The sequence below is a fragment of the Mucilaginibacter sp. McL0603 genome, assembly GCF_049992945.1.
Taxonomy (GTDB): domain Bacteria; phylum Bacteroidota; class Bacteroidia; order Sphingobacteriales; family Sphingobacteriaceae; genus Mucilaginibacter.
Window position 1 is genome coordinate 5,274,733 of the sequence record NZ_CP188251.1, and the last position, 12,382, is coordinate 5,287,114.

At 39.1% G+C, this 12,382-nt stretch carries 16 protein-coding genes; 4 read left to right on the forward strand and 12 right to left on the reverse strand.

All coding sequences use genetic code 11. The features are described from left to right. Positions 1 to 616 precede the first annotated feature (616 nt). Positions 617 to 1,180, forward strand: a complete 564-nt coding sequence (locus tag ACPPVU_RS24115) for an OmpH family outer membrane protein (protein WP_426669293.1) — start codon at positions 617 to 619, stop codon at positions 1,178 to 1,180. Positions 1,181 to 1,267: 87 nt separating this feature from the next. Here ACPPVU_RS24115 and ACPPVU_RS24120 read toward each other — a convergent pair whose 3' ends face one another. Further along, positions 1,268 to 1,984, reverse strand: a complete 717-nt coding sequence (locus tag ACPPVU_RS24120; RefSeq protein ID WP_426669294.1) for a hypothetical protein — start codon at positions 1,982 to 1,984, stop codon at positions 1,268 to 1,270. Between the two features lie 55 nt (positions 1,985 to 2,039). Here ACPPVU_RS24120 and ACPPVU_RS24125 point away from each other — a divergent pair, with 55 nt between their 5' ends. After that, a complete protein-coding gene (locus ACPPVU_RS24125; protein WP_426669295.1) occupies positions 2,040 to 2,750 on the forward strand; it encodes an SAM-dependent methyltransferase in 711 nt (236 codons plus the stop codon). A gap of 6 nt (positions 2,751 to 2,756) precedes the next feature. Further along, a complete protein-coding gene (locus tag ACPPVU_RS24130) occupies positions 2,757 to 4,361 on the forward strand; it encodes an FAD-dependent monooxygenase (RefSeq protein ID WP_426669296.1) in 1,605 nt (534 codons plus the stop codon). 68 nt (positions 4,362 to 4,429) lie between these two features. Here ACPPVU_RS24130 and ACPPVU_RS24135 read toward each other — a convergent pair whose 3' ends face one another. From ACPPVU_RS24135 to ACPPVU_RS24180, 10 genes are all read right to left on the reverse strand, one after another. Next, complete coding sequence (locus ACPPVU_RS24135; protein ID WP_426669297.1) at positions 4,430 to 4,960, reverse strand: hypothetical protein; 531 nt, start codon at positions 4,958 to 4,960, stop codon at positions 4,430 to 4,432. 169 nt (positions 4,961 to 5,129) lie between these two features. Continuing rightward, on the reverse strand, positions 5,130 to 5,834 hold the full coding sequence (locus ACPPVU_RS24140; RefSeq protein WP_426669298.1) for a LytR/AlgR family response regulator transcription factor: 705 nt from the start codon (positions 5,832 to 5,834) through the stop codon (positions 5,130 to 5,132). Next, positions 5,831 to 7,009, reverse strand: a complete 1,179-nt coding sequence (locus tag ACPPVU_RS24145) for a sensor histidine kinase (RefSeq protein ID WP_426669299.1) — start codon at positions 7,007 to 7,009, stop codon at positions 5,831 to 5,833. Before ACPPVU_RS24145 ends, ACPPVU_RS24140 begins: the two co-directional genes overlap by 4 nt. 69 nt (positions 7,010 to 7,078) lie before the next feature. Beyond that, positions 7,079 to 7,678 carry a tRNA-(ms[2]io[6]A)-hydroxylase gene (locus ACPPVU_RS24150; protein WP_426669300.1) on the reverse strand — a complete coding sequence of 200 codons (600 nt, stop codon included), beginning with the start codon at positions 7,676 to 7,678 and terminating at the stop codon, positions 7,079 to 7,081. A gap of 96 nt (positions 7,679 to 7,774) precedes the next feature. Next, positions 7,775 to 7,957 (reverse strand): hypothetical protein, encoded by a 183-nt coding sequence (locus ACPPVU_RS24155; protein WP_426669301.1) that lies wholly within the window; start codon positions 7,955 to 7,957, stop codon positions 7,775 to 7,777. 80 nt (positions 7,958 to 8,037) lie between these two features. Then, positions 8,038 to 8,616 carry a nicotinate (nicotinamide) nucleotide adenylyltransferase gene (nadD, locus tag ACPPVU_RS24160; RefSeq protein ID WP_426669302.1) on the reverse strand — a complete coding sequence of 193 codons (579 nt, stop codon included), beginning with the start codon at positions 8,614 to 8,616 and terminating at the stop codon, positions 8,038 to 8,040. Positions 8,617 to 8,685: 69 nt separating this feature from the next. Further along, the gene (locus tag ACPPVU_RS24165) at positions 8,686 to 8,961 is read right to left on the reverse strand and encodes a four helix bundle protein (protein ID WP_426669303.1); all 276 of its coding nucleotides are present in this window, start codon (positions 8,959 to 8,961) and stop codon (positions 8,686 to 8,688) included. Next, a complete protein-coding gene (locus tag ACPPVU_RS24170; RefSeq protein ID WP_426672244.1) occupies positions 8,900 to 9,055 on the reverse strand; it encodes a four helix bundle protein in 156 nt (51 codons plus the stop codon). Before ACPPVU_RS24170 ends, ACPPVU_RS24165 begins: the two co-directional genes overlap by 62 nt. A 56-nt stretch (positions 9,056 to 9,111) precedes the next feature. Further along, positions 9,112 to 9,681: a guanylate kinase gene (gene gmk / locus ACPPVU_RS24175; RefSeq protein ID WP_426669304.1), complete on the reverse strand. Its 570-nt coding sequence runs from the start codon at positions 9,679 to 9,681 to the stop codon at positions 9,112 to 9,114. Between the two features lie 84 nt (positions 9,682 to 9,765). Beyond that, a complete protein-coding gene (locus ACPPVU_RS24180; RefSeq protein ID WP_426669305.1) occupies positions 9,766 to 10,641 on the reverse strand; it encodes a YicC/YloC family endoribonuclease in 876 nt (291 codons plus the stop codon). A 146-nt stretch (positions 10,642 to 10,787) separates the two neighbouring features. On the opposite strand from ACPPVU_RS24180, the gene ACPPVU_RS24185 reads away from it, so the two are divergent. Next, positions 10,788 to 11,525: a hypothetical protein gene (locus ACPPVU_RS24185; protein WP_426669306.1), complete on the forward strand. Its 738-nt coding sequence runs from the start codon at positions 10,788 to 10,790 to the stop codon at positions 11,523 to 11,525. 122 nt (positions 11,526 to 11,647) lie between these two features. Here the strand turns inward: ACPPVU_RS24185 and rnc are convergent, their stop codons facing one another. After that, positions 11,648 to 12,373 (reverse strand): ribonuclease III, encoded by a 726-nt coding sequence (rnc, locus tag ACPPVU_RS24190; RefSeq protein WP_426669307.1) that lies wholly within the window; start codon positions 12,371 to 12,373, stop codon positions 11,648 to 11,650. Between the last annotated feature and the right edge of the window lie 9 nt (positions 12,374 to 12,382).

Genomic DNA, 12,382 nt, shown 5'->3' on the forward strand with positions numbered 1-12,382 from the left:
TTATTGTATGCCCACCAAATGGTACGAGAATTGTTGTCATAATAAACGGGGACAATAGAAATAAGGCTACAATAGAAATACAAATAATCGCACCTGTATCGTCGTTAATGTTAAACTTCTTAGGTATTTCTGTTGCAATTCTTTCGTACCTATTTCTTTTAATATAAATATAATCATAAAGTTGCATTACCGCCAATGCACAGATTAAATAGACAAACCATGGAATGTGAAATTGCAGTGACTTGTTTTTTCCTAATTCAAAGCATTCATTAATGGAATATACTAAACCCATAGTCATTAATCCAATTGCATATGAAGAACGTTGAATAGGTGTACTCCAACTAAGTTTATCCTTGCTCTTATCGAACCAAAAAGTTAAATAGTAAAACAAAAAATCCAAAACTATCATAAAACACGTGTATAATTTTATATGCCTAAAAACGCCCTTTGTGGGTCGGCATGAAATTATGAATAAGTTTTTAGATTAATCCATCTAAGCTGACTATTCAATTCTTGCGCTCGTAGGTGACGCCCCTACCCATCGCCCAAAAGCACTTAGATTTGCTCGTTTATTTTAAAACTGTAAATTCGCAGCTTTGAATAGAACTGGCAAATTATGAGATCATTAATAATCACTTGCTCCATCATATTGGCTTCCGCAGCCGCTAATGCACAAACTTCGCCGGCTGTTAGTCAGCCCGCAAAGAGCGACGTTCCTTCTGTAGTATTTGTTAATTCGGATACATTGGTTAACAATTACGAGTATTTTAAAGCGGTAAAAATAAAGCTGCAGAGCCTTTCACAACAGGCACAGTCTGAGTTAGCTGCCAAAGGTACGGCCTTCCAAAAAGAAGTTGCCGCTTATCAAAAAAGCGCGTCATCTCTTACGCCAATGCAAAAGGCAGCTACCGAAAAGAAACTGGCAAAAAAACAGCAAGACTTGCAAGTGCTTGGCGAGAGCACCCAAAAGCAATTACAGGATGAAAGCGCAGATGAGAACACTAAACTCTACGACCGTATAGCCGCATATCTAAAAATCTACACCCAGCAAAAAGGTTATAAAATTGTTCTTACGTATTCAAAAGCCAATCCATCCATGCTTTATGGTGACGCAAGTCTTGATGTAACCAAAGAGGTGGTTGTGGGGTTGAATGAGGAATATAAGAAGGAAGCTAAATAGGTTGTACGTATTACGTTTGACGTTATACGTCGAATTGTTCCATAAACACAAAAACGTAAAACGTACTACGTCAAACGTATAACGTCTTCAGGCTGCGCTTGAAATATACTTCACCAAACTTCTTTTAGCTACAGGGAGCAAGGTTTGTTCTAATGGAAAGTTGATATCACTTGCCACATAATACACTGCCGGGTTAGGTAAATGCTTATGCTTTCTGATCAGGTCGAGCTTAATAGCTTCGGGAGTATTGGTGATACTTTGCTCGTAAGTATCTATAAAGTTAATGTTGATCCCCCTGAATTTATCGTCCTTATTCTCAAAAATGGTAATATTATATTCATATACCCAATTGGTATGCTCCTTGCCATTTCTCAGCGAAAAATAACCACTATACGGCATTAATGGCACTAAACCTACCGGGTCGATATTCAAGTGGCTCTCAACAAAATCATATATTTCTTTGCCTGTCTGTATAGCAGGGTTCATTTTGTGCAAAGCATAAGAGATAATGCTTTCTATCTCTTCCATCGAGCTGTCATCCTGTATAATTTTCTGGTAAGTAAGTTTTATAGCCTCAATATCAGCTTTAGTCATTCGCTGCGGAAAGGATTGTTGCAGAGTAGTTTTATTGTATTTAAAATCGAGTAAATTATTGTAATGGAATATGAGGTCAGTCAGATTTGGATATAGTTTACTGCGGTCAAAATGGCGGTTGATCTCCTGCAGATAATCGAGCAAAATATATTTTTTGTGCTCAAAATCTATCGATCCTTCTATAAACCAATTGATGCCTAATGATTTCATTTACAAACCCCAATTAAGATGTATTAAATTACAACAAAAAAGCCAACTTTGCAATATGCCTGCCGGAACCCTTTATTTAATACCCGTGCCGCTTGCCGAACAGGCCGCTGCCAAATCGTTTACCCCATACCTGGTTGATACCATTAACCAGGTGAAAGAATATATTGTAGAGAACGAAAAAACCGCCCGCCGCTTTTTAAAAGAGGCCGGACTAAAAACCCCACAAAGCGAACTTATCGTTCACGATTATGGCAAACACAGTCGCGATACCCATATAAACGAGTTTTTTAAAGGATTAGTTGCAGGCAACGATGTAGGCCTGATGAGCGAGGCAGGTTGTCCTGGTGTTGCCGACCCCGGTTCCGAAATAGTTGCCGAGGCACATAAAAGAGGCATTAAAGTAGTGCCTTTGGTTGGACCAAGTTCTATTTTGTTAGCCGTAATGGCTTCGGGCTTTAACGGGCAAAGCTTTACTTTTCATGGTTATTTACCTATAGATAAAGTTGAACGCAGCAAACGCATTAAGGAGTTGGAAGCCCTTGCACAGCGCAATAATCAAACCCAGTTGTTTATCGAAACACCATTTCGCAACAATCCTATGCTGGAGGAAATACTAAAGTCATGCGCACCCAAAACAAAACTTTGCATTGCTTGTGATATTACTGCCGCAGACGAATTTATACAAACCAAAACCATTGCCGATTGGAAACAAAAAGTACCCGATCTGCATAAGCGGCCAACCATTTTCCTGTTATTTCATGCCTGATTTTAAATGCCGATAACTGAAAAACATACCAAAGTATTAATAGTAGGGGCCGGGCCATCCGGCTTAATGATGGCAGCTCAATTGTTGCGCTATGGTATCCAGCCGATTATCATTGATAATAAGCAGGGGCCTACCACACATTCAAATGCGCTGGCCGTACAAGCCCGTTCGCTCGAGATATACCGGCAAATGGGGGTGGTGGATAAAATTATTCCAAATGGTAAGCAAACAAAAGGACTAACCTTTAACCAGGATGGAAAACAAGAAGCTTTATTATCCTTGAATAATATTGGAGCAGGACAAACGCTTTTTCCTTATGTCCTGTTGTATCAGCAAAGCAAAAACGAACGAACATTACTTGATTATCTGACACTAAACTGCTGCCCGGTTTACTGGAGTACCTCATTAACCTCATTACAGCAAAATGCAGATAATGCCGACGTACAATTAAAAAATAACGAGGGTGAATATATCCTAAAATGCGATTGGGTGATCGGTGCCGATGGTGCCCACAGCACGGTACGTAAACAATTGCAGGTACCTTTTAAAGGAGATACCTATCCAAGTTTTTTTTACCTGGCTGATCTGAAGCTTGATGGTGACTTTTTAATCGGTGATTATATTCAATTATATCTTGGCAAGAATGACCTTGCAGGCTTTTTTCCCATGCCCGAAGATGACTGCTACCGTATAATCGGCAATCTGCCTGCAGAATTTGGCGAAAGAGAAGATATCGTAGTGGAAGATGTACTGCCATATATGGCCAGGCTCACCCAATCAACCATAAAAATAGTTGAGAATAATTGGTTTACCACCTACAAACTGCATCATCGTATGGCCGAAAAATTTCGTGTACAGCGATGTTTTCTGATAGGTGATGCAGCACATATCCACTCCCCGGTTGGTGGGCAGGGCATGAATACTGGTTTACAGGACGCTTACAATCTCGCGTGGAAACTGGCCGGTGTGATCAACGGGCAAATCAAAAACGATGTTTTGAATAGCTATGCAGCTGAGCGCATGCCCGTGGCAAAAGACCTGTTAAACAGTACAGACAAAGCATTTAACGTTATTATGTCAGCCAATTGGTTCGTAAGATTGTTTAAAAAATGGATATGGTTTAAAGCTTTAAATACAATATGGAAAAATAAAAAATTAAAAGCTTTCTTTTTCAGAACCATTTCGCAAACCGGCATCTCTTATCGCGATAGCAGCATTAATCTGCATTTAAGTAAGGGCACCCTAATTAAGGCGGGCGACAGGCTCCCCTACCTCAAAGTTTATGATGAAAAAAAAGAAATTGAAACCGACTTGCACGAATGGTGTAACAAACCCGGTTTTACCCTCATCGTTTTAGGCAAATTTGACGAAATGTACCTGTTTACTCTTGCTAAATGGATCACCAATAAATATCCGGGTATACTCAATTTCTTTTATCTGCCGCCTTCAGGCAAAAATGTGGATGTATTTGATACTTTCGAAGCTGACCCGCACAAGCAACGGGCAATTATTGTAAGGCCCGATATGTATATCGGCTACATGAACGATGTAGTTGATATGGGCATGATGGATAATTACCTGCAAAATGTAGCCGGCATCATTCCGCAATAAAAAAGCGCCTGCACATTTCTATGCTGACGCCTCATTAGAACACTGTTATGAAAAAAGGGGGCAATTATTTATGATGCACTTAGCATAATTTGTGGATGCTCTGCTTCCTGGTAACTTATTATCGACAGATCAGGCTGCATCCGCAGCACAAATGTTTCGAAACGTCCGTCTTCGGGTAAATTTTCCGGCCCCAATAACATATATTCACCCATCAACTCGATCAGCGTAAAAAAGTTTGTTTCATAATTCAAAGCAACTTTATGCAGGGATATATCTTCAATATGCGACTCGATCAGCTCAAACCTTGCAGTATCAAAAGAAAGTTTATTGCCCATATTATCCTTTATCTGTGGTATTTTATTATTCAGCTGTGCTATGAAATGCACTACTGAAAACCCCAGCTTATAATGTAATGAGTTTGCCCTGCCATCATTTGCTTTCAACTTTGTGAAAGTTTTAAACTTACCTTCCAAATTATAGGTCTGCGATTTCAGTAAAAACTCCTGATATGATGCATAAAATATGGCCTTTTCAAAACCACTTTCCGATGTTTCGTCTATCACTTGCCTGTAAACAAGCTTGATTTTTGCTTTGTACATAACATCAATTTTTAAGGTGATTATAATACACATCCAAGAATTCTTCCGTTCCATATTACATCGATATGCTATTAATGAAATTCTTAGTGATGTAAAATTATCATTACCGCGCAGTCGTTGTGAGGCTGTATCGGTAAAGGGTGATTATGAACCGATTAAATGCCTTTTTTCATTTAAATTTCATCCATTTACGAACAAAATCCATATAACTTTCACTTACAGGCAGTTCGGCATCTGCCAATTGCACTTTGCGGTTATGGATGGAATTTATCTTATCTACAGCTACTATAAAGCTTCTATGTATGCGTTGGAACTTATTTGCAGGCAGCTTTTCCAATACTTTTTTTAACGGCATAAGGGTCAGTATCGTTTTTGCATTGCGCACGTGTATCTTAATATAATCCTGCATGCTTTCAATATATTCAATGTCATCCAGGTTGATCTTTACCATGCGGTATTCCGAATACACATACAGGCTATTAGCATGCTTCCCTTCCGGGCTGACATTTTTGTACTTGTAATAATCAATGGCTTTTTCAACGGCCTTGGCAAAGCGCCTGGCATCAATGGGCTTTAACAGGTAATCAAGCGCCTCTAGCTCAAACCCTTCAAAAGCGAAATTTTTATAAGCGGTAATGAAAATAATGATCGGCTTTTTCTCCAATGATCTCACCAGCTCGATACCGGTAATATCGGGCATATTAATATCGATAAAAAGCAGGTCGGTTGTGCCTTGTTTTAGGTATTCTGCACCCGATAAGGCATCCTCAAAAGTTTGAACAAGCTGTAACTCCGGAAACTGATGCACATATCTCGCTATCAGTTTTAAAGCAAGCGGCTCATCATCAATTGCAATACATTTAAGTTTTGTCATAAAGTTTGCAGCATGAGTTTAACTGTATAAAGCTGGGCTTCGGTATCGATATCCAATTTGTACTTACCAGGATACAGATGAGCCAGGCGCTGTTTTGTGTTCTTTAAGCCGATACCTGTCCGCTGCTTTTCATCCTTTTCAGGAAATATCCTGTTCTGGCAAAAAAATGAAATACCCGTTTCATTGCCCATTATTTTTATAACTATGGCCGACCTGGTATGTTTACTGATTCCATATTTAAATACATTTTCAATAAAAGTCATCAGTATCAGCGGAGCAATTTGTTTATTCTCAATATCACCGGATATATACAGGTCGATAGAGGTTTTTTCGCCTATCCTCAGGCGTTGTAATTCAATATAATCGTTGATACAATTGATCTCATCCTGCAAGGGCACAAAATTCGCGGTCGCATCATCGGTTACGTAACGCATAATGTTAGATAACTTCATGATGCTATCAGGCGCATGCTCATCCTTCATTACCGCTAGTGTATAAATATTATTTAATGTATTAAATAAAAAGTGTGGGTTGATCTGTGCTTTAAGAAATGATAACTCAGCACTTGCCTTGTCGGCCTCCGCCTGTGAGGCCCTCTGTTCGGTCATTTGCCATTGCTGAATGATCTTGATAGCTGTACTTAAAGCCATGATCATCAGAAAAAGAAAAAAACTTACACTATCAAAAGGGCGAAATGGAAATTGACGAGCCATTGGCGGACCAAATGGACCGTGCATACTATTGGGGGGACCGAAACGATACGACGTGTCTCCGGGATGAAGCCCCGGTTCACCTTGCAGAGGTGGTGGCATATTATACCCTGAAAGTCTATCCTGCATTGGCGACCGATGGTGCAGCATATATATGAAATATCTATTCCGTTGTGTACTCAGCAGCAAATCGTAAGGTTTCAGTAAATAAATACCGACAAGCAGCAATATCGTGACGACAATATACCATGCATATTTCCTCCTTAAAAACAGCCTGGGGATCAACAAATAAGCATTAAAATAAAAAAGAAAAATGTACGTGAAGCAGAACAGCCAATAATATGGCACGCTTAATAGTACACCTAAACTGCTTTGGCCACCATATAAAAACAAAAGCGGGAGGGCCATAAATAACAGCCAGCCAGCAATATGTATAATTATTTGATAAGCCCTTAACTTAAGCATATGCAAATCAACATATTCCGAAGGACTATTTGAAGAAGTATCGGTATTTAACCTGTTTGTATGGACGAATTAACCGTGTATAGTTTCGCTTTTACCGTAGTTTTGTATTACCCGGGCTTCGTATTCCAGGAACTCCTTCCAGCGCGTATCCACGTCTATTCCGTCCGCATATTTTTTTGCCAGGCGGATAAACATGCTGTAATGAGTGGCTTCGCTAACCATCAGTTCATGATAAAATTCGGATAGTTGTTTATCATCAATATGCTCAGACATCACTTTAAAGCGTTCGCAGCTGCGGGCTTCAATCATTGCTGAGAAAAGCAAACGATCAATTAGTTGCTCTGACCTGCCGCCGCCTACAATAATAAATTTTCTAAGTTCGTTCACATAATTATCCTTGCGTTCACGACCCAAAATGTAACCACGTTCTAAAATAATATCATGTACCCGTTTAAAGTGATCTATCTCTTCCTGCACCAAGGCGGTCATTTCCTGCACCAGGTCAGACAGGTTTGGATTTTGAACAATTAAAGTAATGGCATTGCTTGCGGCTTTTTGCTCACAGAAGGCGTGGTCAGTCAATATTTCTTCAATATTGCTTTCCACAACATTTTTTACCCACAGCGGGTCGGTAGGCAATTGCAGTTTAAGAATGGTTCTTTCGCTCACAGAGCAAAAATACCTTTATTTGGTTAAAGGATAAAGGCGAAAGGTAAAGGCAATTAATTTTTAGAATTTAGTCTTTAGAAATTAGAATTTATAACCCTACCCCCAAAGATCAATTTCCTTCTCAATCTCTCCGGTATGATGGTAATAATTTGCATTTTCCTGCAGGGTTGAATGTTCGATCTTTGCCATTAATAGCAGTTTATCAAAAAGCTCCAAAACATCGATCTTTTCGGGCATATTGTTAACGAAATGTTGTAAGTTATCTTTTGAGAGCTGCATAGTGATAGTAATTTTTACAAACAGGTAGAAAAGGACTTTAACGGCCAAATCCCATTAAAAGTTATCCTGCTTGGTAATAATTACCCGTGTCTGTACAAATTTTTACTTTCAATAAACTCAAGTACCGAATCCGGGACAAAATACTGCACGTTCTTTTTTTCAGATAATGATTTTCGTATAAATGTGGCAGATAATTCCATTAACGGGGTCATGGTAATGGTTACCGACGGGTGTGACGCAAACTCTGCATTTTCATATCCAGGCCTTGGATAAACATAAATGCGGTAATCGCGCAATATCATCTTATAGTTTTTCCATTTATGTAATGTGCCCAGGTTATCAGAACCCATAATAATGGCAAATTCGTGTTCGGGATATTTCTCTTTTAAATGAGTGAGGGTATCGATAGTGTATGAAGGCTGTGGTAATTTTAATTCCACATCACTTACAGCAATATTTCTTGAATTGTCAGTTGCCAGCTTAGCCATTTCAAGACGATCATAGGTATTGATCAGATCACCATATTTCTTTAGCGGGTTTTGGGGTGATACCACCAGCCACACCTTATCAAGCTTAGTATGATTAGCCATGTAGTTAGCTATGATTAAGTGACCGATATGTATAGGGTTGAATGACCCGAAGAGTAAACCTACCTTCATCAGTTTGCAGTTTTTAGTTGGCAGTTGGCAGATAACAGTTCGCAATGTGCAGCAGGCAGTTTGCAATCTTTATCCAGCGCCGAACTTACCAGGATTATCAATCATGTATTGAACAATTCTTCCGACTTCGTCGGATTGCTCCTTTAATTTATCATAGATCTCTCTTGAGAGATAGTCGCATGCTAAGGAAAATTCGAGCCATCCTTGAGTTTCGCTATTTTCCATATCAACATCGGTGAGCTTACTCACAAAGTAACTAGGATATTTACGCTTGCGGTAAGCCTCAATTAAACAAATATTTGCTGAACGGGATGATCTTCGAATCTGATCTGTAAGCGAATACATCTCTTTCTTTGGGGAATTTCTTTGTAACTGTATGAATTTCCATTGCCAAAGCAAAAGTTTTTTTATACAATAACAGATCCTTATATGTACCCATTAAATAATTCTTGTAGATAAGGTTGCGCACTGCAAACTAAAAACTGCAAACTAACTCTACGCAATAAAATTCCCCACCAACTGTTCCGCCTCAACACATGCCGTTTGAAGATCGTGATTTTTTAGTATAATATCAAATCGCGGAGCATAATTCAATTCTTTTTCAGCTTTTGCAAATCTTTCCTGCAATTTTTCTTCGCTATCGGTTCCGCGGCCTGTCAATCTTTCTTTTAATACCTCTAATGACGGTGGTTGAACGAAGATGGCTAATGCCGATTTACCATATTTTCTCTTCAGGTGAAGGCCACCTTCTACATCAATATCAAATATTACTGTTTTTCCAAGCTCCCAAATACGTTCAATTTCGGTACGCAGGGTGCCATAAAACGTACCTGAGTATACTTCTTCAAACTCCACAAAATGCTTTTTGGCTATCAGGTGCAAAAACTCTTCCTTCGTTATAAAATAATAATCTTTGCCATCCTTTTCATCTCCCCTTGCCTTTCGGGTGGTTGCCGAAATAGAAAACTCCAGTTCAGGTATTTTAGTGAGCAGATGCTGTACAATAGTTGTTTTGCCCGCCCCTGACGGCGCCGAAAATATGATGAGTTTTCCCTCTTTGGTCATTAGATATTAGTCATTGGTCATTAGTCATTAGTCACAAACTCACTTGAATACTTTCTCAAATGACTAATGACCAATGACAAGTGACTATAAAACATTCAGTAATTGTTCTTTTATTTTTTCAAGCTCTTCTTTCATGCCTACTACCAGTTTCTGGATATTGGCATCGTTAGCTTTTGAGCCGAGTGTATTTATTTCGCGACCAATTTCCTGCGAAATGAACCCTAATTTTTTACCATTGGCATCTGCATTTTTCAGTGTCTCAACAAAATAGTCGCAATGGCTTTTTAAACGCACTTTTTCTTCCGTAATGTCCAGCTTATCAATGTAGTAGATCAACTCTTGCTCAAATCTATTCTGATCGATACTTTCACGACCTATAGCTTCTGTTAAAAACTGGTTAAGTCGTTCCCTGATCAATGGAATGCGTTTAGGCTCCTCTACTTCTACTAGTTCCAGGTTTTTCAATATGACACCGATACGGTATTTAACATCCTGCTCCAGCACATTACCCTCATCAGTCCTGAATTGCTGAAACGCTGCTAAAGCCTGGTGAAATGTTTTCTCAACGATCTTCCATTCTTCTTCTGATACCGTATCTTCATCATACTTCACTACTTCTGGCAGACCAAGTGCTAATTGCAATAAATTACCTCCTGGCTCGCCCAACTCAGTACTAACAGCTTTTAGCTGATTATAGTAGTTTTTGAGTAATGCCGTATCGATTCCGGCAGCTTTCACAATTGAATCAGCCTGCTCAACATTGATAGATAAGCTAACCTTACCGCGTTCTATTTGCTTGTTGCATTCATTACGCAATTGGAATTCTTTTTCTGAAAATGATCTTGGGATACGAAGCGCCAGTTCGAGAAATTTGCTATTCAGGGATTTGATCTCTACAGTATATTTTGTACTGCCCGAGTCAAAACTGGCAATGCCATACCCAGTCATTGATTTTATCATGTGCAAAGATAGATTTTTAGTCGGAAAGTCCGCAAAAGTCGGAAAGTCCGAAAGATTTAACTTGCGGACTTCGGACTTACCGACTTTCGGACACCTTTAACATCTTTTTACACTTTTTGCGTTATACATTGTCTAATTTTGCAGAAATGTGCTTTACTAAAAGATTATTAGGTGCTGTTTTTTTGCTTTTTTGCCTGCAAGGCTTTGCCTTTGCACAGCAAGTTTTAAATATCAAGGGTATTGTATTTAAGAAAAGCTCGTCCGAAAGAATATCCCAGGCCCTGGTAACTGATTTGAAAAGCCAAACTTTGATGATGAGTGATGAACTGGGTGGCTTTAATATTAAAGCCTCTGTAGGCGATACCTTGCTGATCACCAGAAACAATTACACCCCGCAAAAAATAGTAGTCCTTAACAATAATGACCTCATTATTTATATGCAACCGGTGGTAGAACTTAACCAGGTAACCATCAGGGAGAAATCACAGAAGCAGGAATTAAATGACATGATGAAAGAATACCATAGTGAAGGAATTTATAATGATGGCAAATCGCTTCCCTTTTGGGAATTTGTAAATTCCCCTTTAACCGGACTTTATAATCTTTTTGGCAAAACCCCCGGGCAAGCAAGACACTTTGCTGAATTTGCAAAGGGCGAACAGGAAGCTAACGTGGTTGATAAAAAATACACTAAGGAACTGGTAAAAAGCATTACCAAGCTGCAAGATGATGAACTCGATAAATTTATGGTAACCTACAGACCATCCTATGAGGATATGAAGGAATGGAACGATTACCAGTTAATACAATACATCAAAAAAGAATTTGCCTACTACGAGAAAAATAAAAACAGGCCGGAAGCGAAATTGCAGAAGTTATATTGACACGATTTCAGGATTTGTTTGATTAGTAAAGATTTGAAAAAATAAATCCGAAATCGAACATCCGAAACGGCGAAGCCCTTGAGCACCATTAAAAAAAATCAACAAAAGCAAAAAATCTGAAATTAAATAGATAGTGCCTCGCAAGCCTTTTCAGCGGCCAATTTTTCGGCGTTCTTTTTATTGAATTCTTTGCCCTGGCCCATGATTTCGCCATCAATGCTGGCCTGTACGGTAAAAAGTTTGTTGCTCTCGCCGTCTTTGTTCTCAATCAATTCAAAGGTAATATCCTTACCGTGGCGTTGGCACCATTCTATCAGCTTGCTCTTGAAATTGGTTTCTGTTTGCTCAAGCCGGTGGATATCAATGTGCGATTTGATGATATGGTTTACAAGGAAATTCTTGGTAAAATCGTAGCCCTTATCCAAATAAATAGCCCCAACTAAAGCCTCAAACGCATCCCCTAGCAATGAGCCCTGGCGTGTAGTATTCACCATGCGGTTATCATATTGGATCAACTGGTCGAAGCCAAGTTTACGTGCTAATTGGTTAAGATTTACCCGGTTTACAATTTTCGACCTAAGCTCAGTCAAAAACCCCTCATCCTCATAGGGATAAAGTTTAAAAAGCACTTCAGCCACCACACTACCCAATACGGCATCCCCTAAAAATTCAAGGCGCTCATTACTATTTTTAACCCCTTTTTTTACGTTTTGAGCGACAGATTTATGGCGAAAAGCCAGCCTGTATAAAGACAAATTGCCCGGTACAAAACCGAGCAAATTCTTTAATGATTTTACGTATTTTCTATTGGGCGATAAGTAAAGCTTATAAAACCGTCTAATTGGCATTCAATATAC

Excerpts from the sequence above, each read along its gene's own strand:
- ACPPVU_RS24115 (WP_426669293.1), top strand. The coding sequence starts at position 617 with ATGAGATCATTAATAATCACTTGCTCCATCATATTGGCTTCCGCAGCC.
- ACPPVU_RS24120 (WP_426669294.1), bottom strand. The coding sequence starts at position 1,984 with ATGAAATCATTAGGCATCAATTGGTTTATAGAAGGATCGATAGATTTT.
- ACPPVU_RS24125 (WP_426669295.1), top strand. The coding sequence starts at position 2,040 with ATGCCTGCCGGAACCCTTTATTTAATACCCGTGCCGCTTGCCGAACAG.
- ACPPVU_RS24130 (WP_426669296.1), top strand. The coding sequence starts at position 2,757 with ATGCCGATAACTGAAAAACATACCAAAGTATTAATAGTAGGGGCCGGG.
- ACPPVU_RS24135 (WP_426669297.1), bottom strand. The coding sequence starts at position 4,960 with ATGTACAAAGCAAAAATCAAGCTTGTTTACAGGCAAGTGATAGACGAA.
- ACPPVU_RS24140 (WP_426669298.1), bottom strand. The coding sequence starts at position 5,834 with ATGACAAAACTTAAATGTATTGCAATTGATGATGAGCCGCTTGCTTTA.
- ACPPVU_RS24145 (WP_426669299.1), bottom strand. The coding sequence starts at position 7,009 with ATGCTTAAGTTAAGGGCTTATCAAATAATTATACATATTGCTGGCTGG.
- ACPPVU_RS24155 (WP_426669301.1), bottom strand. The coding sequence starts at position 7,957 with ATGCAGCTCTCAAAAGATAACTTACAACATTTCGTTAACAATATGCCC.
- nadD (WP_426669302.1), bottom strand. The coding sequence starts at position 8,616 with ATGAAGGTAGGTTTACTCTTCGGGTCATTCAACCCTATACATATCGGT.
- ACPPVU_RS24165 (WP_426669303.1), bottom strand. The coding sequence starts at position 8,961 with ATGTATTCGCTTACAGATCAGATTCGAAGATCATCCCGTTCAGCAAAT.
- ACPPVU_RS24170 (WP_426672244.1), bottom strand. The coding sequence starts at position 9,055 with ATGGGTACATATAAGGATCTGTTATTGTATAAAAAAACTTTTGCTTTG.
- gmk (WP_426669304.1), bottom strand. The coding sequence starts at position 9,681 with ATGACCAAAGAGGGAAAACTCATCATATTTTCGGCGCCGTCAGGGGCG.
- ACPPVU_RS24180 (WP_426669305.1), bottom strand. The coding sequence starts at position 10,641 with ATGATAAAATCAATGACTGGGTATGGCATTGCCAGTTTTGACTCGGGC.
- ACPPVU_RS24185 (WP_426669306.1), top strand. The coding sequence starts at position 10,788 with ATGTGCTTTACTAAAAGATTATTAGGTGCTGTTTTTTTGCTTTTTTGC.
- rnc (WP_426669307.1), bottom strand. The coding sequence starts at position 12,373 with ATGCCAATTAGACGGTTTTATAAGCTTTACTTATCGCCCAATAGAAAA.